21 protein-coding genes are annotated in these 17075 nt (G+C 62.9%); 11 read left to right on the forward strand and 10 right to left on the reverse strand.

Annotated elements, in window-relative coordinates; genetic code table 11:
* Nucleotides 1-426: 426 nt before the first annotated feature.
* The 4 genes from ACQPYR_RS02635 (at nucleotide 427) to ACQPYR_RS02650 (ending at nucleotide 2721) form a co-directional block, all read left to right on the forward strand.
* Complete coding sequence (locus tag ACQPYR_RS02635) at nucleotides 427-999, forward strand: hypothetical protein (protein ID WP_433627175.1); 573 nt, start codon at nucleotides 427-429, stop codon at nucleotides 997-999.
* Complete coding sequence (locus ACQPYR_RS02640; protein ID WP_433627177.1) at nucleotides 999-1313, forward strand: hypothetical protein; 315 nt, start codon at nucleotides 999-1001, stop codon at nucleotides 1311-1313. Before ACQPYR_RS02635 ends, ACQPYR_RS02640 begins: the two co-directional genes overlap by 1 nt.
* Nucleotides 1313-2167 carry a hypothetical protein gene (locus tag ACQPYR_RS02645; protein WP_433627179.1) on the forward strand — a complete coding sequence of 285 codons (855 nt, stop codon included), beginning with the start codon at nucleotides 1313-1315 and terminating at the stop codon, nucleotides 2165-2167. Before ACQPYR_RS02640 ends, ACQPYR_RS02645 begins: the two co-directional genes overlap by 1 nt.
* 119 nt (nucleotides 2168-2286) lie before the next feature.
* Nucleotides 2287-2721, forward strand: a complete 435-nt coding sequence (locus ACQPYR_RS02650) for a hypothetical protein (RefSeq protein ID WP_433627181.1) — start codon at nucleotides 2287-2289, stop codon at nucleotides 2719-2721.
* A gap of 135 nt (nucleotides 2722-2856) precedes the next feature.
* Here ACQPYR_RS02650 and ACQPYR_RS02655 read toward each other — a convergent pair whose 3' ends face one another.
* The 3 genes from ACQPYR_RS02655 to ACQPYR_RS02665 all read right to left on the reverse strand — a co-directional run bounded on the left by ACQPYR_RS02655 (nucleotide 2857) and on the right by ACQPYR_RS02665 (nucleotide 6070).
* Nucleotides 2857-4593 (reverse strand): MDR family MFS transporter, encoded by a 1737-nt coding sequence (locus tag ACQPYR_RS02655; protein ID WP_433634986.1) that lies wholly within the window; start codon nucleotides 4591-4593, stop codon nucleotides 2857-2859.
* A gap of 59 nt (nucleotides 4594-4652) precedes the next feature.
* The gene (locus ACQPYR_RS02660; protein ID WP_433627183.1) at nucleotides 4653-5159 is read right to left on the reverse strand and encodes a MarR family winged helix-turn-helix transcriptional regulator; all 507 of its coding nucleotides are present in this window, start codon (nucleotides 5157-5159) and stop codon (nucleotides 4653-4655) included.
* An 89-nt stretch (nucleotides 5160-5248) separates the two neighbouring features.
* The gene (locus ACQPYR_RS02665) at nucleotides 5249-6070 is read right to left on the reverse strand and encodes a crotonase/enoyl-CoA hydratase family protein (protein ID WP_433627185.1); all 822 of its coding nucleotides are present in this window, start codon (nucleotides 6068-6070) and stop codon (nucleotides 5249-5251) included.
* 162 nt (nucleotides 6071-6232) lie between these two features.
* Between ACQPYR_RS02665 and ACQPYR_RS02670 the strand changes: the two genes are divergently transcribed.
* Both ACQPYR_RS02670 and ACQPYR_RS02675 read left to right on the forward strand, forming a co-directional pair.
* Nucleotides 6233-6706, forward strand: a complete 474-nt coding sequence (locus tag ACQPYR_RS02670; protein WP_040686103.1) for a YbaK/EbsC family protein — start codon at nucleotides 6233-6235, stop codon at nucleotides 6704-6706.
* A 237-nt stretch (nucleotides 6707-6943) separates the two neighbouring features.
* Nucleotides 6944-7495 (forward strand): flavin reductase family protein, encoded by a 552-nt coding sequence (locus tag ACQPYR_RS02675; protein ID WP_433627187.1) that lies wholly within the window; start codon nucleotides 6944-6946, stop codon nucleotides 7493-7495.
* Nucleotides 7496-7982: 487 nt separating this feature from the next.
* Here the strand turns inward: ACQPYR_RS02675 and ACQPYR_RS02680 are convergent, their stop codons facing one another.
* The 5 genes from ACQPYR_RS02680 to ACQPYR_RS02700 all read right to left on the reverse strand — a co-directional run bounded on the left by ACQPYR_RS02680 (nucleotide 7983) and on the right by ACQPYR_RS02700 (nucleotide 11487).
* Nucleotides 7983-9257 carry a hypothetical protein gene (locus tag ACQPYR_RS02680; RefSeq protein WP_433627189.1) on the reverse strand — a complete coding sequence of 425 codons (1275 nt, stop codon included), beginning with the start codon at nucleotides 9255-9257 and terminating at the stop codon, nucleotides 7983-7985.
* Entirely contained in the window at nucleotides 9254-9631 is a 378-nt protein-coding gene (locus ACQPYR_RS02685) for a hypothetical protein (RefSeq protein ID WP_433627191.1), read from the reverse strand. The genes ACQPYR_RS02680 and ACQPYR_RS02685 overlap by 4 nt, the downstream gene beginning before the upstream one ends.
* Nucleotides 9632-9640: 9 nt before the next feature.
* The gene (locus ACQPYR_RS02690) at nucleotides 9641-10225 is read right to left on the reverse strand and encodes a DUF3558 domain-containing protein (protein ID WP_433627193.1); all 585 of its coding nucleotides are present in this window, start codon (nucleotides 10223-10225) and stop codon (nucleotides 9641-9643) included.
* 165 nt (nucleotides 10226-10390) lie between these two features.
* Nucleotides 10391-10609 (reverse strand): DUF397 domain-containing protein, encoded by a 219-nt coding sequence (locus tag ACQPYR_RS02695; RefSeq protein WP_433627195.1) that lies wholly within the window; start codon nucleotides 10607-10609, stop codon nucleotides 10391-10393.
* The gene (locus tag ACQPYR_RS02700) at nucleotides 10606-11487 is read right to left on the reverse strand and encodes a helix-turn-helix domain-containing protein (protein ID WP_433627197.1); all 882 of its coding nucleotides are present in this window, start codon (nucleotides 11485-11487) and stop codon (nucleotides 10606-10608) included. The genes ACQPYR_RS02695 and ACQPYR_RS02700 overlap by 4 nt, the downstream gene beginning before the upstream one ends.
* 286 nt (nucleotides 11488-11773) lie before the next feature.
* Between ACQPYR_RS02700 and ACQPYR_RS02705 the strand changes: the two genes are divergently transcribed.
* The 3 genes from ACQPYR_RS02705 to ACQPYR_RS02715 all read left to right on the forward strand — a co-directional run bounded on the left by ACQPYR_RS02705 (nucleotide 11774) and on the right by ACQPYR_RS02715 (nucleotide 13371).
* Complete coding sequence (locus ACQPYR_RS02705; RefSeq protein ID WP_433627199.1) at nucleotides 11774-12310, forward strand: DUF4254 domain-containing protein; 537 nt, start codon at nucleotides 11774-11776, stop codon at nucleotides 12308-12310.
* Nucleotides 12311-12717: 407 nt separating this feature from the next.
* Nucleotides 12718-12936: a hypothetical protein gene (locus ACQPYR_RS02710; protein ID WP_364479506.1), complete on the forward strand. Its 219-nt coding sequence runs from the start codon at nucleotides 12718-12720 to the stop codon at nucleotides 12934-12936.
* Nucleotides 12937-13116: 180 nt separating this feature from the next.
* On the forward strand, nucleotides 13117-13371 hold the full coding sequence (locus ACQPYR_RS02715) for a hypothetical protein (RefSeq protein ID WP_433627201.1): 255 nt from the start codon (nucleotides 13117-13119) through the stop codon (nucleotides 13369-13371).
* Nucleotides 13372-13488: 117 nt separating this feature from the next.
* Here ACQPYR_RS02715 and ACQPYR_RS02720 read toward each other — a convergent pair whose 3' ends face one another.
* Nucleotides 13489-14244 carry a maleylpyruvate isomerase family mycothiol-dependent enzyme gene (locus ACQPYR_RS02720; RefSeq protein WP_433627204.1) on the reverse strand — a complete coding sequence of 252 codons (756 nt, stop codon included), beginning with the start codon at nucleotides 14242-14244 and terminating at the stop codon, nucleotides 13489-13491.
* Nucleotides 14245-14619: 375 nt separating this feature from the next.
* Here ACQPYR_RS02720 and ACQPYR_RS02725 point away from each other — a divergent pair, with 375 nt between their 5' ends.
* Nucleotides 14620-14838 (forward strand): hypothetical protein, encoded by a 219-nt coding sequence (locus ACQPYR_RS02725; protein WP_433627207.1) that lies wholly within the window; start codon nucleotides 14620-14622, stop codon nucleotides 14836-14838.
* Between the two features lie 100 nt (nucleotides 14839-14938).
* On the opposite strand, the gene ACQPYR_RS02730 is transcribed toward ACQPYR_RS02725, so the two are convergent.
* Nucleotides 14939-15430 carry an inorganic diphosphatase gene (locus ACQPYR_RS02730; protein WP_433600805.1) on the reverse strand — a complete coding sequence of 164 codons (492 nt, stop codon included), beginning with the start codon at nucleotides 15428-15430 and terminating at the stop codon, nucleotides 14939-14941.
* A gap of 202 nt (nucleotides 15431-15632) precedes the next feature.
* Here ACQPYR_RS02730 and dacB point away from each other — a divergent pair, with 202 nt between their 5' ends.
* The gene (gene dacB, locus ACQPYR_RS02735) at nucleotides 15633-17072 is read left to right on the forward strand and encodes a D-alanyl-D-alanine carboxypeptidase/D-alanyl-D-alanine endopeptidase (RefSeq protein ID WP_433634987.1); all 1440 of its coding nucleotides are present in this window, start codon (nucleotides 15633-15635) and stop codon (nucleotides 17070-17072) included.
* Nucleotides 17073-17075 lie beyond the last annotated feature (3 nt).

The raw sequence follows: 17075 nt of genomic DNA on the forward strand, positions 1-17075 counted from the left end.
ACCAGCGACGCAAGAACTGGACAGCCCAGTCTCGCTGCCGATCGATTCGCCTATCGGCCCGTCGAGCTCAGGCCGCTCGACGAGCGTAGCGATATGGCGGTCGAATTCGGCCGTGGGCGACCATCATTCGACTACGTTCGACGGGATTCCCCGGCCGCAAGCTCGATGTAGCAGAAGCTAGCTGATCGCCGCGCTAGCCTGTTGATTTCTCGATAGGATCGGTGTCGAAGATCAAATGAGGGGGAACAGTTGGCCTATATGCGCCGGACTGATAAGGACGCGTCCGCGTCTGTCATTCCCTCGCAGTGCGGGATCACCACCGGCGCTGGCGAAGTCAGGTACCGAGGTCGTCCACGCGGCCAACCGGACGCTCGAGCAGCGCTCGACTGTACGAGAGATTCGATAGCAAGGGGAGTGCATAACAGCATGAATAATTCTTTGATCGGGGTGGGGCTATTCGAGATTACACTCGACGACGGCCGCCTTCCTGTCCAGGTCGATGTGAACCGAAACCTGCACAGCCACTTGGATGCACGAGACTTCTCGACTGCCGCTATGACCGGCTACTACAAAGCGCTGTGGATACGCGATGCGGACATCATTGCTACAGGAAACTTCAGCGCGCTCAGTGCCCGCCCGTCCCGTCGCGCCGAGATCATCACGTTGCTGGACACGCAATCGCTGGCAGAGTTCGAGATGATCGAACGGGCCGCTCGAGGGCACACGGAGTTTATTGGAACCGCGGCGACGACAAGTTTCGGAATGCCTTCCGTAACCGTGACCGCGAATCTTTCTCGCGTTCTCGGTATTTCGATTGATGCCAGATGGGCGGCGTCTACGCAGCCATCTTACATTGCGTACGACATCGTCGAGTGCGCAAACCGAATCCGTCAACAACGGCCGCGCTTCCACGAAAGTGGATCTTGGGCTGATCGTGACGACGAAGATCTCGAAAATGAACTTCGAGAATACAAGAACTATCTGACAGGGAACCTCTGATGACTAATTTCCAGGTGGACCTGGATCATTTACGATCTGCCGCGAGCGCGTGGCGGGATGCAAGCAGCGCACTCAGTCAGGCCGCAGCACAGGCGGACACAATCAAAGATAGCCACAAAGAAATCAAATGGTCGGCATTTCAAGATGCATGGAACGCGCAGGTCGAAGCTGCAAAATATGTGTCCGATCGACTTACAGAGGGCAGTAATGAGGCGCACTCGATCGGTTCTGTACTAATGCATGTTGCCAATGTCTACTATGAGCAAGATAGTAGGTTCGCGGGCACATTGATCAAGCTCGACGGAGGGCAGTAATGGGGGCCGACAAGACTCTGAAGGATATCAACGACGCGCTGCAGACCTTCTCGGATAAAGTCGAGGAAATAAAGAATCAGCCCGACAAGGTAGATGATGCGTTCAATACAGCCGCGATAGCAGCCGCCGCAAGTGAGGGTAGTGCGATCATCCCCATTCCAGGCGTGGGAGCAGTAATTGGCGGAGTTTATGGCGCAATCACCAAGGATGACTTCTCCGGTTATATGAGCGATAACAAGGAAGAGATAAAGAAGAAGATCCGGGATCTTCTCCAAGATCTCTCCGATGCCATCGAAGCAACAAAAGCGCCTATCGCCTTTTTGCAAACCAGCGGAGAATGGCTGCAACTCAAGTCCAAGATCGGAGAGGCACAGAACGACGAGGTGAACAGCGGCAACCTGACCGGCTACTGGAAAGGCACGGCCGCTGATCGGTACCTCAACAAGCGGCTGCTCCAAGACACTGCCATGGACTCGGTAAAGACTATCTGTGACACATTGAATACAAGCCTCGTTTCGGTATCCAACGCGGCGTGGCAGTACTACACCGATGTGGCCGGGCAATTGGCCGGTTTCCTGGCTTCTTTCGCGGCAGCTTTGACCAAGATAGCCAGCTTCTTCGAAACGCCTTGGGGAATTTCGGATGCGATAGATCTACTTAAGGTTGCAACCAACAATGTAGTGACGTTCATGACGACCCTCACAACTGCCCTCAGAGTCGAAGTGGAAAGTATTAATAAGATAAAGTTCGCTATAAACAACCCGAAGGGGATATATAACGACCATTGGCCGCAAAGCGCCTCCACCGAATTCGATGCCAATAATCCGACTCCAGCGTGGACGGCGGCAGAATGAACCATAGACTGAACCCGAGATCCATACCTTTGGTAATGCTTGCGCTTATTCTTTCGAGCTGCGGGCTGTTGCCGAAATCGCACACAGACAGTCCCAGCGAAATCAAAAGAAGCAGTCACATGCTCCAGGAATTGTGCGACTTCCCGAAGCAGTTCTATGCTGCGAAGTATCATGAAGAAAACCTTCGCGTGGGCGTCATTGCGACAAAGCCATTGACCGAGAAGATCGGTGCCGCAAATGGGTGTGATTACAACACTGTGGACTCGGTATATCTTGGATATATATTCCTCTATGCTCCTCCTGCGGTCACGCCGTCTGCTGCCGCCGGATCCGGTACTCCACGCACCTTGATGGTTGACGGTGTTTCCGTCACCGATACCCCGGAGTCCCAGCCGGCTTTACCTCCGTTCACAAACGCCCCGACGCAATACGCGCTGCTGTCCGCAACTATTGACGGCTGGCGAGGCGAGTTCGAACTAGTGGGCCGAGACGAGCAAACGATACAAGCAGGTGCGGAGACGCTCGTACAGATGATTCGGGCGTTGAAGAACTAGCCTTCGAATGTGCTACGACGGCAATCGAACTCGCGGTTCGGCGAGAATCCGCTTCCGCTCGGCGAGAAATAGGTCGGTAGCCGAATGCCCGCGCCCGGCACCTACCGGCACCGGGCGCGGGCACATCCGATGGATTCACGCCGAACCAGCGGCACCCGTTGATTGCGGTTTGACACCGTTCGTCGAACTCACCACGGCATCCACCTTCCCCTCGGATGGACTCGAGGTTTCGCCGCCCCCGGTCAACAACTCGGCGTGCTCGAGAACGTCGGATCCGTTCGCCACCGCGCCCTTGGCCGCCTCGATACCGCCGACCGTACGCAGCGGCACTTCCTTCCAGAACAGCACCAGGAGCAGCCCGAGCAGTGCCATGCCGGTCACCGACAGGAACACCGTGGACATCGATTCCGCGAAGCCGACCTTGAACGGCCGCGCCAGCTCCGGGCTGAGCTGCTGCACGATCGAGCTGTCCTTCAGCACCCCGCCGGCGGCCGAAGTATCCTGCGTGAGCAGACCTTTCGCGAGCGCGGCATCGGCCGGATTGCTGCTCTGCGCAGCCTCGACCACCGCATGCTGGAATGCCGGATCGGCGGCCGCGGACTTCATCTCGGTGGAGATATTCGGCGTCAACTGCGCGAAGAGGATCGAAAGGAATACCGCGACACCCATCGTGCCGCCGATCTGCCGGAAGAACGTCGCGGCGGCGGTGGAGACGCCCATATCCTTGGGCGGCAACGCATTCTGCACCGCTATGGTGAGCGGCTGCATGAGATTGCCGAGTCCGAATCCGGTGGCGGCCATGAAGATCATCGCGACCCACAGTGGGCTGTCGGCATTCACGAAGTGCAGCAGGAACAGGCCCAGCGTCAACGTGGTCGCGCCGATGAGCGGGAAGATCCGGTAACGACCGGTCCGCGAGATCAGCTGGCCGGATACGACCGAGCCGGTCATCATCCCGAGCACCATCGGCAGCATCTGCAGACCCGCCAGCGTCGGACTGGATCCGCGCACCACCTGCAGGTACTGCGGCAGCAGCGAAATACCGCCGAACATCGCCGAGCCGACCACGACCGAGATCACCACGCCGAGCGCGAAGGTCTTATTGGCGAACATCCGCAGCGGAATCAGCGCCTTATCCTTCATTGTCTTCTCGACCAGCACGAACCCGATGACACCGAGCACGCCGATCACATAGCAGAGGATGGATCGTCCACTGCCCCAACCCCATTCGCGCCCCTGCTCGGCAACGATCAGCAGCGGCACCAGTCCGATCGCCAGCACGAGCACACCCCACCAGTCGACCCGATCGGTGGAATGCGGGCGCTTCGGCAGCTTGAGCACCTTGGAGACGACGCCGAGCGCGATCAGGCCGATCGGCACGTTGACGAGGAAGACCCAGCGCCAGCCGCTGATCCCGAGGATGCTGTCCTGTCCGGCCAGCACACCGCCGAGCACCGGGCCGATCACGCTGGAGGTACCGAATACCGCGAGGAAGTAGCCCTGGTACTTGGCGCGTTCGCGCGGGCTGACGATATCGCCGAGGATGGTCAGCGCCAGCGACATCAGGCCGCCAGCGCCGAGTCCCTGGAATGCGCGGAATGCCGCGAGCTCGTACATCGACTGCGCCATCGTGCACAGCAGCGAACCGAGCACGAAGATCGAGATCGCCGCCATGAAGAAGGGCTTGCGGCCGAACATATCGGACAACTTGCCGTACAGCGGCGTCGCGAGCGTCGCGGTGATCAGGTAGGCGGTGGTCGCCCAGGCCTGCATCGAATAGCCGTCGAGATCGTCGGCGATGGTGCGGATCGCGGTGGAGACGATGGTCTGGTCCAGCGCCGCGAGCAGCATGCCGAGCAGCAGACCGCTCATGATGGTCAGGATCTGTCTGTGGGTGAAACCCGTGGGCTCCGCCACGGTGGCCGGTGCGGTCACGAATCTTTCTCCGTCCGAAGGTCGTCAAGGCTGTGGTCTTGGCGCATGGCCGCGATCATGGCGGGCTTGGCCTGCTCGTAGTCGTCGACGAACTTCCGCAGCAGCCCGGCGAAGGTGGCCCGGTCCTGCGGCGTCCAAGCCGCCATCACCCGGGCCAGGTTTTCGTGTCGACGCCTGCGGATCCGCTCGGCGACCTCCCGACCGTGCTCGGTGACGACCAGTACGGTGGCCCGGCCGTCATTTCGATCGGCCTGCCGCTCGACCAGCTTCCGTTCGACCAGATGGGCGATGTGCCGACTGACCGTCGACGCATCCGAATGCACCGCATCGGCGAGTGCACCCGACCGCATCGGCCCGTCACAGAGCAGCCGGAACAGAATCGCGAAGGCCGCGGGATCGACGCCGTCCCGGCTGCGCAGCTGCGCCGCGGTCCGATCGCGCATTCGCTGTAGCCGGGTGAGCTGCATCGCGATCGCCTCGACCGACAGCCCGTCCTCATCCACTCGACTCACCTTTACTTGCGTCAATCAATTAGTTGCGTGATACAAGTATGTGTGCGAGCCAACGGCTAGGGCAAGCGAATATGTGGCCTTTACCGGCCCTTGAACTCCGGAGCGCGCTTCTCGAACACCGACTGGATGGCCTCGGTCAGATCCTCGGACGGCAGGAATGCGGAGTTCCACGCGGAGACATAGCGCAACCCGGCGGCCACCTGATCCTTGGTGCGCTGCTCGAGCACATCTTTCGCACCCTGCACCACCAGCGGCGGATTCGCGGCGATCTCGCGCGCGATGGCGTGCGCCGCGTCCAGTACCGCCTCCTGATCGGCGAATACATCGTTGACCAGGCCGATCTTCTCGGCACGCGCCGCGTCGATGTCTTTACCGGTGTAGGCGAGTTCGCGCAGATGGCCCTCACCAATGATGCCGGGCAGCCGGTGCAGCGACCCGATATCGGCGACGATCGCGACCTTCGCCTCACGCAGGCTGAACTTCGCGTCCGCGCTCGCGTAGCGGATATCAGCGGCGGCGATCAGATCCAGCCCGCCGCCGATGCACCAGCCGGAAACCGCGGCGATGACCGGCTTGCGGCAATCGGCCACCGCGGTCACCGAGGCCTGCATGTTGCGCACCTCGTAGAGGAAGTCGGTGCGCGGGGCGGCCAGCGCCTTATCCGCCATCAGCGGACCGAATGTGCCTGCCATCGCGGGCAGGTCGAGTCCGTAGGAGAAATGCTTTCCGGAACCGGTGAGCACAATGGCGCGAACCTCGGGATCGGCGTCCAGCCCGCGGAAAATCTCCGGCAGTTCCCGCCAGAAGTCCGGACCCATGGCATTGCCCTTGCCGGGGCCGGTCAGCGTGACCTGCGCGATGTGGTCCTTGATTTCAACGGTGAAAGCCTGCCAATCAGTCATTCGTCCAGCGTAAAGCAGGTGCGAGCAAGCCAGCCGACCAGTCCGTGCCGCGCGCAAATGCTGCGCAAAGTTGGTGCGACGCATTGGTTCTCCGTCGAAACATCTCGACCACTGACCAGAACTCGACCCGCACACTGCCCGCAATCGCTCTACTCTGGATCCATGCGCAGGTCGCTTCCACCAGTCGCATGCCGGGTCGCGGATACCCTGATCGCGCGCGGCCACCATGGTGTCATCGTCACTCAGCCCGCTCCCACGCCCACCGCCGCCGATGCCGCACGGGCACTCGGCGTCGATGTGGGCGCCATCACGAAATCACTGGTGTTCCTCCTGGACGACGATCCGGTGCTGCTGCTGGTCTCCGGCGCACACCAGGTCGATCTCGGGCGCACCGGCGAACGGCTGGAAGGCAAGCTCACCCGCGCCCCCGCCGCGATGGTGCAGGAGGTGACCGGTCAGCCCATCGGCGGCATCGCGCCGGTCGGCCATCCCACCAACCTGCCGACCTGGGTGGACAACGTGCTGTCCACGCACCGGGAGGTCTGGGCCGCGGGCGGTCATCCGAATACCGTGTTCCGCACCTCATTTCGCGAACTGGTACGCATCACCGCCGGGCTCCCGATCGACGTGGACTGAGCGCCGTATAGACGCTCGGCGTAGTTTCGTGATGTGAGCGAGCGAACCATCAACACAGCACCAACGGTCGCAGCGGAGCCGAGCGCTAGCGAGGCGCAGACGTGAGCGAGCGAACCGTATACACAGCACCGGCGGTCGCAGCGGAGCCGAGCGCTAGTGAGGCGCAGACGTGAGCGAGCGAACCATATACACAGCACCAGCGGTCGCAGCGGAGCCGAGCGCTAGCGAGGCGAAGCTGTGACCGAGGCTCGACCTCCCGCCACGGACATCCAGATTCCCGATGATCTGAGCGGTATCACCGCCGAGTTGTACCGCGCCTCCATGCGGCACTATCCGGCGGGCGTAACCGTCGTCACCCTGGGCTCCGCGAACGGCCCGGTCGGCTTCACCGCGACATCCTTCGCATCGCTGTCCCTGGAGCCGCCGCTGGTCTCGTTCAATATCGCCCACACCTCGTCGAGCCTGACGGCATTGCAGGCGGCCGGCTCCGTGGTGGTCCATTTCCTCGGCGAACACCAGCATGATCTGGCCAAGCGATTCGCCCGCACCGCCGACCAACGCTTCAGCGACCGCTCCCTGTGGACCACCCTGGACACCGGTGAGCCCGTGCTGCACGGCACGCCCATCTGGATCCGCGCCACCATCCAGCAGTTGATCCCCATCGGCGACCACACCCTAGTCGTCGGCCTGGTCACCCGGGTCCACGACAACACCGACGAACAGCCGAGCGCCGCACCGCTGCTCTACTACCGCGGCCGCTACTACCGCCCGACCTCGCTCGAAGACTGAACGCCACTCGGCGGTGGTCACCGCCGATGTGACAGCGGGGCCGCCGCCGTGGCTGTTGGCTGGGTCGGGTTGCTGCCGGGCATCGATTCGCGTGCTGTGCATGTTTTCGGTTGGTGGTTTGGTGTGTGGCGTGAGAGTCGGTGTGTGGGGCTCACGGCCTTGTGCTCTGCGCGTGCTGTCTCGGTCGGGGTGGTGCCGCGTGCCGTGTTTGTTTGTTTGTTTGGGCTGCTGGTACGTGCCGATTGGCGTGCTGTGCATGTTTTCGGCTGGCGGTGCGGTGCGTGGCGTGCGAATCGCTGTGTGGGGGTGCGGTATTGGAGTGGAGGCCGCTGACCTGCAGGTTGATGCCGGATATTGTGATGGCGTCCTTGACTTTCCGGAAAACTGGCAAGGCCGTTGATGATCCGGAATTCAGGCACGAGCTACGCGAGGACTCGAGGATTGGTTCGCCCAGCATTGTTGGTGGGGTGACCGGGTGGGCACGGGTTCAGTGCTGGGTCGGGGTGTCGGGGTCGGCGCCGATCACCGGGGGGACGGTTTTGGGCGGCGAGTCCAGGCCGGTGAGCTGTTCGCCGTGCTCGGCGGTGATGAGGTAGTCGGGGACGCCCTTCTTGCGGTCGTCGTCGTTGCCCTTGCTCTGGCCGGGAGCACCCATACCCGACATGCCGGAGCGGCCCGATGTACCGGTGCTCTGGCGGGTGGTCGCGGCAGACGTGGTTGTCGCGGTCAGGGGCGTGCCTGCGATGCTGCGGCCGGGGCTGGGCTGCGTGGTGCCGGGGGTACCGGTGCCGGTGTTGGTCGGGCGGCCGATGGAGGTGCCGATGCCGGGGGTATTGAGGCTCGGGGTGGACGTGCTGGGTGTGGCGGTGGTGGGGGAAGCGGATTGCGTTGTCGCAGCCGTGCTTTGGGGGGTGGCGCCAGCGGCGGTGGTGGCATCCGATGATGTTGTCGACGGGGTCGTGTCAGTGCCCGTCGGCTGCCCCGAATCCTGGCCCTGGTTGCCCGAGCTGTCCGAACCGTCGCCACCGGAACCCGAGGAACCGTCATCGGAACCCGAAGGTCCGTGCGTGCCACCGGAATCGACCCCTGGTGTGACCGGGCCGGGGCTGTCGGTGATCGTCGGCGCGGTCGGCATATAGGGGACGCCGACATCGGTCTGCCCCGCGACCTGGCCGTAGACCGTGCGCAGGATTCTGCGCCCCTCCTGCTCGGCCTCGGTGCTGGAGTATTCGTCGGTCTTCATGACGCCGTCTTTGGGTAGCGTCTTTCCTCCGATATCCGGGCGTTCGGTCAGCCCCGGCATCAATGCCTGGGTTTGTTCCAGGCCGGTTTTCATCTCCGAGAGCTTGAGGCTGGTCAGGGTGGCTGCCTGCGCCAGCGGAACGGACTTGTCGTAGTAGTTGTTCACCGCGGTGGTGGCGGCCTGCGCTGCGGCACCGGTCCATCCGGCGTGGCCGTTCTGGCCGGTGATGGTGCGTTCGAATTCGCGCTTGAAGACCTCGAAGGTGCCGGTCAGGTCCGCGCCGATGTTTGCCCACATGGTGACCGCGTCATCAACGAGCTTCGGTTTCATCGCCGAGACGGCGGTCTGCATTTGTTCGAGGGTGAGATGGTCGTAGCTGTCCGGAGTTGCGATGTGCGGCGGTTGCGTTTCGCCGTCGAAACCGTTGTAGCCCGACTCGGTTTTGTAGATCCAGTCGCGATCTCGGTTCCACTGCTCCTGCGCCTCGATAACTCGGCGCTGGTAGTCCTCGTAAGTCATTCCGGAGTCACCTGCGCAAACTGACCGGCGTGGTACTGGTCTTGGGCGACGAAGTTCGCAATCGCTTTGGCCACAACCTGTTTCAGGTTCTTGACGGCATCGATATGCTGCTCGATCACTGTGCTCAGAGATCGATCGGTTCCGGAGGCGGTTTCGGAGAACTTCTTCTCCAGGATCTTGCCCGAGTTGAAGGTGCCGAACCCGGTTATGTTGCCAATTCTGTCGATTCTTTCGAGCACCGAGTTCAGCCTGTCGATCTGGTCGTCGCAGACCTTGTCCAAGCCGTTCCCAACCTCCGGATTCAGCGATAGCTCACCAGCATTCGCTCGGTCGAGCAATCGTGTCCATTCGCCGGGATCGATGCCGTCGATCATCCGTCCCCCTCAACGTCCAGGTAAATACTCGGCCAAGGCTTCGCTGAGACGATGCGCCTCGGCACATGGCTCGCCGGCCCCGTCGACTCCGTAGCGATTGATCACATTGAATTCGACAATCCCATGCGGCAGTTCAACGGCAAGCCAGCAGGTCAGGTCGTGCCTAGTCCCAGGCTGGCGGAACTGAAGTGCCGGACGGGAACCGACGGTCGTTGAAGTGTGTTCTACATAGTCGGTCCGTTGCCTGATCTCCTCGAGCGTGTGGTCCGACGACAGGACTCCGAAGTTGTAGGTCTTCGCCTGAGATAGCCAACTGCACACCTTCCAGCCCGTGGGGTCGACTCCGGCGACGGTGGTGTCCTTGCTGGCGGTGTTCAGCCCGAGTGCGGATATCGCGGAATCGGGTATGCCGCAGGGATTCCAGATCGCTGCTTCGGGGTCTTTCGACGTAGTGGCACCTGCCGTCGTTGCCGATGCTTTCGTGCTGCTCGGCGTCGGAGCGCTATCCCCTGAGTTGTCATTGCATCCGACAAGCGCCAGCGTTGCGCCGAGGATCAGGGCCGCAGCGCACGGCATCTTCGCTGTACCGACCATCCGCGAACCCCTTCGCTGCCCACCGTCCCAAGGGGCCCTCATGCAATCCCCCATTGCTCCGCAACCCTACCGTCTCGCGCGGAAGACCGGCAACGAGACGAGGCAATGATCAGGCATCGATAGCCTCCCGCACTCACATCGTGCGAGAGGCTTCGTATCGCTCACTCAGAACCGGTTGAACTTCCCATCGGCGACGGCGGTGGTGAAGGCATCCCACTGATCGGGGGTGAACACCAGTGCCGGTCCGCTTGGGTTCTTCGAATCCCGCACACCGACAAAGTCGCTGGACAGGAACGCGACCTCGACGCAATCCCTGCTGGCCGAGCTGCGATTGCTTTTGAACCAGCGGGCTCCGGAGAGATCGAGATCATGTTCGACGGTCACGTTGCGTACTCCCTAGCTAGCTGTCGAAGCAGACTCCTACTTGCCACCTCATCCAGTGCGGCGCGCTGAAGTGTTTCGTGCCCCTCATGGTAGCGCCGAATATCAGGCTGCGACTCCAAGTACAAACTGCCGGTGAAATTTTCGAGGTAGACGACCGACGGTTCGAGCGGCTCACCCTTCTTGTCCAGCGGGAAGTCGACGAGAGTAAAGAGTCCGATCGGGTCGCCTAACGGGATACCGGCCGAGTATGGGAGCACCCGCAGCGTGATATTCGGCAGTGTCGACATGTCGGCTAGATGTCGCATCTGCGCGCACATGACCCGGTTGCTACCGACCACCCGGCGCAGCGCGCTCTCGAGGAGTACGACATTCAATTCGACTGGCTGCCGCTTCCTCGTGAGGATCTTCTGACGGCGCTGTTTCATCTCGACCCGCCGCTCGATTTCCGCACTGGAACTCCCGGGAAATGCCGAACGCAGGAGTGCGCGGGTGTAGTCCGGCGCTTGCAGCAACCCCAGCACGACGTCGGGCGCATACGAAGTCAACCGCAGCGCCCCAGCCTCCAACCCCACGTAGACATCGAAGTCTTCAGGGATCAACTTCCCGTACTCATGCCACCAACACTTCCCAGACGCCTGCTGCGCCAACCCGAGCAACCCTTCCGTCACCATCTCTTCCGCGTCATACACCGCACACAACTCTCGAATATCCAGCAGCCGAATCCGATTCGTCTGCCCGGTCTCCAACCGCTGCAAGGTCGTCTGACCGCGTTCGATCAACCGTGCCGCCTCCGGCATCGTCATCCCCGCCTGTAAGCGCAGGTCACGCAGATGACGCCCCAGTTGTCGTCGCGGCACCGTACTTCCTGAATCCGTCATGGCCCCCTACCTCAGTTTTCGGAAACGAGTGTGATGTGTTCGCGGACGTACCGATCCGCGGACACGGAACTTGTCCTCGCCTTTCGGCGCGATTGGAATGCAGACCCCATGTAGACGCTGACTCCTCCGTCTGTCGCGTGCTGTGCTGTTGCCGCGCCCGGTCGGAGAGCCGTAGGAAACTCGAGAAACCTATTGGATCACAACGGATTGCCGCTTATCCGCAGTTTCGGCCGGGCGCACCGAATTCACTGACAAGAATCGAGGCAATCGGAATGGATCACCGGGGATGGCGGTGCGTGCCGAGGTTCGGCGGGACGCATCTGAAGGCACCGAGGCGAATCGAGAATCCCATGGACTACATCGCGGTTGCCGAGGCGACCCGGCCGCCCGCGCGAGCGTGCTGATCGAACCGTTGCCGACGAAGGGTGAGGTGCTGCGAGCCTGCCGTGGCGTCGAGCATGCCGCGCACCCGCTGCTACGCGCCGCGAATGAACTCGCTTGCCTGCACGAGCGTCGGCTCGCCGACGGCTGCCGAACCGCTGATATAGACAGCCGGAGAGCGAAATTGGTGCGCGAGATCAATCATTGGGCCCATGGGCACCTGCCGCCCGCACACGGCAGCGCCTCGGTGCACACCGAAACGCTGGGCGCGGTGCTCGACCGGCTCGCCCGATACACCGCCACCGCCTACGCTGCCCTGGCAAGCGCCACGGACTACGACCTCGGCGACGCCTGGGAGGCGCTGGCCGAATTGGCAATCGGCTACGAGGATTTGGTGCACGAGCTCGCCGCGGGCCGTCGCCGCCTCCCCGGCGGTCCCTGAACCAGCCCCGCTACTCCGGTCCCCGCGCCTTGAAAGACTTCGGCGGTCGACCAGCATGCCCCCCTCCCGAACGTCCTAATGGAGTCCGCCTGTCCAGGTTCGCATCCCGATCATCAGCTACCCGGTCATGCCCGATCTGCGGCTCCGCACGACCACGCGAACTCTTCAAGATCACCATGTGCTGGTGGCGGCAAAGGTCGAGAGTGGTTCTCCAAGAACACATTCTCGGCGATTTGGCTGTTGCTTTGGTGAGAGTTGTTCGGGCGCAGGGGGAATGGTCGGGGGGTGGGGTAGGTGGTGTTGCCCGAGGGGGTGGTTGTTCGAGCCCTAGGGGTGGGTGTTCGGGGCGCGAATCGTCCTTAACGTAAGTGGGGTAAGCAATCAACCTCGCTTTCAGGAGCAGTGAAATGCGAATCAAGTCCTTCATCGCGGCCGGTCTTCTCGCCACCGCCGCCGTCGCCGGGGTGTCGACGGCAGCGACCGCGTCGGCAGCCTCGGGCTACTACTACGGCACCTATGCCACGTCCGCGGCGTGTGCGGCGGATGGCGCATCGCCCGCCACCGGCGGCTACTACTACGAGTGCGTCGAAACCTACAGCGGCTGGGATCTTTACATCTACTACTGATCCGCAGTAGAAAAGCGGGAAGTCCGACCTGATCGGACTTCCCGCTTTTGTATTTGGGCCGACACCTCGAATCAGCCATCGGCCCAATGGAACTCAGCGGCAGAGCAGCCGAGTGCCGTGCTTCTGGCCAGCGTGAAAATCGGCGTGCTGCGGACCGACTCGTCACGGCAGAATGGAACGATGTCGGAGAGTCGGGGTGTGTGGGAGCTGCGAGTCGGTATTTTCGCGACCAGGCAACAGGCCGAAGAGGTCATGGCACGCATCACTATGCTGCTGTGCCCTGACCCCGAACACGCACCTCCGTGCCCGATTCCATGGTCGACCGGCGGCATCATCAACGTGTCGGAATCCGACGACCCCACCAGCTACCGCGAGCTGGTTGCGCAGGCCGAGATAGAGAAGCACCTCTGTCCAGGCGACACGTCGCGCACCTGACGATCGCTGGACCAGAGCCGAACTGCTCGACGGCGTTCCCATCTCGGCCAGCTGGTCTCTGATCCATATGCCGCACCCGGCTTTTCGATGCGCGGAAACCGTCAGTCCTCGACACGATCAGAATTTGATGCGCTCCAGCCAGCTCGTGAGTACGGGGCGGTCTCCGGATGCTTCCAGGCGTGGGCTGTCGGCGGGGATTCGGCGTACCAGCAGTAGGAACAGATCTACTGCGGTGCCCTGAACCGTCAACGATGCCGGTCCCTGACTGTCACTCCAGGTGATCGTGTCCCCGGATCGCAGAATGGTCCAGGTGTCCTCGGTGTCGATCGCGCGCAGTTGCAGACTGGTGCCTTCATCGAGCGGTGTCTCGAAGCGCGGTCCCCGCTCCACGATTTCGAGAAACTCCGACAGCCCATCGGCGCCGAGCTCGGGGGCGATGTTCACCTCGCGGTGGAGGGCGAGCAGGGCGTCGGCGCGGTGCACGGTCGCCTCGTAAAGGCGTCGGCGCACCCACCATTCGGCCGGGCGTGCGGAGCCGAACGGCGTCCAGACCGGGACGTCCGAACCCACCATGTCGATGTTGTCGATCACCGCTCGGGCACCGGCACGCAGCCACCGGTCGGCCTCATCGGGGTCACGTGGCCGACGGACATCGGGAACCCGCTGGAATTCGAGGAATTCGGTGGCCCGGTCGGCGATCATCGCCGCGGCCCAACGGTTTCCGCCGCCGACGTGCGCGATCAGGTTCGCCAGGGTCCAGTCCGGGCAAGTCGGTATCGGTGTCTTCGGATCGGCGGACCGGTACAGGTCAGCGAGCAGATCGGTCTCGCTCAGCAATGCTTTGCGCAACGCCGACGTGTCGAGAGTTATCACGAATTCGACGCTAACCGGAGTTGATCAGATGGGCATCGCAATTCAGGCCAACCATGATGGCGGTCACCGCCGCGGCCTCCCGAAGTCCCTCGAACGGTCATCCAGGATCGAGGGGAGTGGAAGTGGCCATGAATCGGCAGCCCGGCTCCCGAAGAAGTAGGCGCATTCCGTGGTTATTTGCTCGCGCTCTCTGAAAAGTGTGTGCGGTGGCGACAAGGAGTGCTAAGAAGTTCTGTCGCCGCAGGTTCGCAGGGTGGAGAAGGTGGAATTGCCCCAGGTGGCGGTTGTTCGAACCCTAAGGTGGGCTGTGCTGAAGGTTTGCTGTTCCTACCGTTGGTGGGGTAATCAATCAACCCTCGCTTCAGGAGCAGTGGAATGCGAATCAAATCTTTCATCGCGGCCGGTCTTCTCACCACCGCCGCCGTCGCCGGGGTGTCGGCGGCAGCAACCGCGTCGGCCTCTTCTGGCTACTACTACGGCACCTACGCGACATATGCCGGGTGTGCCGCCGACGGCAAGTCACCCAAGACGGGCGGCAACTACTGGAAGTGCGTCCAAACCTACAACGGCTGGGATCTCTACCTCTACAACTGATCCGCCGCGGCGGTGAGCAATAGAAAGCGGGAAGTCCGAACGCACCGGACTTCCCGCTTTCGTTGCGGGCAAGGCGAATCATCCACCGGCCCAGCAAGTCTCAGTGGCCGCCGTTCTCCTGCAGCCGCTTGATCGAGGCCTCCACCTCGGCCTCGGCCTCGGCGCGACCGACCCACTCCGAGCCCTTGACGAACTTGCCCGGCTCCAGATCCTTGTAGCGCTCGAAGAAGTGCTTGATCGCGGCCAGTTCGAACTCCGGCACATCGGCCAGGTCCTGGATGTGATCCCAGCGCTGGTCGCCCGCGGGCACGCACAGGACCTTGTCGTCGCCGCCCTTCTCGTCGACCATCTTGTACATCGCGACCGGACGCACCTCGATCAGACAGCCCGGAAACACCGGCTCCGGCAGCAGGACCAGCGCGTCCAGCGGGTCGCCGTCCTCGCCGAGGGTGTTCTCGATGTAGCCGTAGTCGGCCGGGTAGACCATGGACGTGTAGAGGAAGCGGTCGAGCCGGACCCGACCGGTCTCGTGATCGACCTCGTACTTGTTCCGAGAGCCCTTGGGGATCTCGATGGTGACGTCGAACTCCACGCCATCTCCTTACTGATGCTTCTGGGTGACTGTCGTCGGAACGCCGACTCGACAGGTGTTCGGGGGAACGGTGCCGGAACGAGGATAGTGTGGTCCGCGGGCACTTGGGTGCGGTAGGTGGGTGGACCCGGCGACGGTGCGACGGTCGGGCGATACGAGACGGAGAGACGGCGGGCACGTGGTGGGTGGCAGCAACAGGAATATCGGTGGCTTGGCCACCAAGCGACGCCGCAATATCTGGATCGGCGTCGCGTTCACGCTGGCCTTGCTGCTCGGTGCCGGGGCGGGCGTGGTGATCGCGGTCAAGCCGTGGACCGAGGAATTCCGGCACGGCGGGCTCACCATCGCCGCGCCGCCCGAACCGGTCAAACCGGTTCCGCAGGTCGCGCCCGCGCCCTCGAATGCGCCCGCGCCGACTGCGTCCGGTGTCGCCGCCGCGCTCGCGCAGGTGGTCGCCAATCCGGACCTCGGTGCGTTCGCCGGCGAGGTCACCGATGCCGACTCCGCGACAGTGCTGTGGAGCGGCGAATCCGATAAGCCGATGATTCCGTCGTCCACCGCCAAGGTCCTCACCACCGCGGCCGCCCTGCTCACCCTCCCGGCGGATCATCGGGTGACCACCCGTGTCGTCACCGGATCCGCGCCCAATGAACTTGTGCTCGTCGGTGGTGGCGATCCGACACTGACCGCGCAGCCCGACGGCAAAGGGTATTACCCGAACGGCCCGCGGCTGTCGGATCTGGTGTCGCAGATCAAAGATTCCGGCCATCCCGTCGACACCATCGTGGTCGACACCTCCGCGTATTCCGGCCCGCCCATGGCCCCCGGCTGGGATCCGGTCGATATCGGCGAGGGTTCGATCGCACCGATGGATCCAGTGATGCTCGACGGCGGCCGCCTCGACCCGCTGGTGGAGTATTCGCCGCGCACCCCGACTCCGGCCCTGGCCACCGGACAGCGTCTGGCCACCGAACTCGGACTCGATCCCGCCAAGGTGCGGATCGGCAACGCCGCCGCCGATGCGACCGAGGTGGCGAGCGTGCAATCCGCGCCGCTGCGGGACCGGCTGCGCGACACCATGGTCCATTCCGACAACGTGCTCGCCGAGGCCATCGGCCGCGAGATCGCGGTCGCGTCCGGTAACGAGGCATCGTTCACCGGGGCTGTCGCCGCCCTCGAAACCGCGCTCGGCAAGGGCGGATTCGATCTCAACGGACTTTCGATGCGCGATAGCAGCGGCCTGTCGACCGAGGACCGGGTGCCTCCCCGGCTGCTCGACAAGATCATCTCGACCGCCGCGAAGCCGAGCGGGGCCAATGCCGTGCAACCGAGCAATACCAAGGCCAGGCCGGAAACCGACCGCACCGCGACCACCCTGGCGCCGCTGCTCGACGATCTGCCCATCGCGGGTGCGACGGGGTCGCTGAGCAGCCGTTATGTCACGCAGAACCGGGGCGGCGCGGGCTGGGTGCGGGCCAAGACCGGAACTCTCTCGGTGGCGAGCACGTTGGTCGGGTATGTGCTGGACAGCGACGGGCGGGTACTGACCTTCGCGTTGATGTCGAACGATCGGCCACCGGAGCTGAGCCGGCCCGCATTGGACGCCATCGCCGGCACGCTGCGTAACTGTGGATGCTCGTGACGG

The organism is Nocardia sp. CA-120079 (assembly GCF_050955745.1).
Lineage (GTDB): Bacteria > Actinomycetota > Actinomycetes > Mycobacteriales > Mycobacteriaceae > Nocardia.